The organism is Oleiphilus sp. HI0061, from assembly GCF_001635675.1.
Genome location: NZ_LWFE01001785.1, coordinates 1 through 1,228, shown reverse-complemented (window position 1 = coordinate 1,228; position 1,228 = coordinate 1). Strand labels below are relative to the sequence as shown.

Here is a 1,228-nt window from a genome sequence, read left to right as displayed (position 1 = left end):
CAGCGTCGGACGGCGTTATCATTCCAATGCAATGCGAATATTATGCGCTAGAAGGCTTGGCCGCATTAATGAATACGGTTGAGCAGATTAGAGAAACCATCAATCCGAAGTTAGAAATTTCCGGCATACTTCGTACTATGTATGACCCAAGGAATAGTTTAACCAGAGATGTATCTGATGAACTTCAGGAATATTTCGGTGAACAGCTATATAAAGTCGCAATTCCAAGAAATGTAAGACTAGCGGAAGCACCCAGTCACGGTATGTCAGCATTACATTATGACAAAGCTTCAAAAGGTGCGATTGCATATTTGGCATTGGCCGGTGAAATCGTCAGAAAGAACAAAGCAGCAGCAAAAAAAGCCGACTTGGCTGAAGCATAAAACAATAATTAAGCTCATGACTTTTAAAGGTCATCATCAAGCGTTACTAAGTGAGTAGGAAAATACGTGGCAAAGAAACGAGGTTTAGGGGAAAAAGGTTTAAGCGCTTTACTCAAGGGCTCAAATGTCGACTTTAAAAAAGAAGTTGAAAACGATGGAGACCTTAAGCAACTTCCAGTTGAGTTTCTAAAACGAGGTAAATATCAGCCTCGTCGTGACATGGATCCTGATGCACTCGAAGAGCTCGCCGAGTCAATTCGACAGCAAGGTATTATGCAGCCGATAGTGGTTCGTTCTCGTGGCGAAGACTCCTATGAAATTATTGCGGGCGAAAGGCGTTGGCGGGCAGCACAAATCGCTCAGCTCGATAAAGTCCCCGCAATTATTCGTGATGTTGAAGATGATGCGGCTGTTGCAATGGCGCTTATCGAGAATATTCAGCGTGAAAACCTTAATGCAATGGAAGAAGCCACCGCTTTACAGCGTTTGCAAGATGAGTTTGAACTTACCCAAAGCGAAGTAGCTGAAGCCGTTGGTAAATCGAGGTCAACCGTGACTAACTTGCTTCGCCTGATCAACCTAACAGATGAAGTAAAGTTGATGCTAGAGCATGGCGACTTGGAGATGGGCCATGGCAGAGCGATGTTATCGTTAGATACCGAGCGACAGATAATTGTGGCTCGTCAGGTTGAGTTGAAGTCGCTTTCAGTACGACAGACCGAAGCACTCGTCCGTCGCCTAATAGAAGACAAGCCTACAAATAAAGCAGCTAAGCCAAAACCCGATGCCGATATATCACGCTTACAAGAAGATCTATCTGAAAAAGTAGGTGCAGAAGTGAGTGT

The 1,228-nt window shown here is 44.3% G+C and carries 2 protein-coding genes; both read left to right on the top strand.

The features are described from left to right. On the top strand, positions 1–383 hold a 383-nt coding region (locus A3735_RS27250; protein ID WP_156499963.1), incomplete at its 5' end, for a ParA family protein. 66 nt (positions 384–449) lie between these two features. Then, a partial coding sequence (locus A3735_RS27245; RefSeq protein WP_068639037.1) for a ParB/RepB/Spo0J family partition protein occupies positions 450–1,228 on the top strand: 779 nt, incomplete at its 3' end.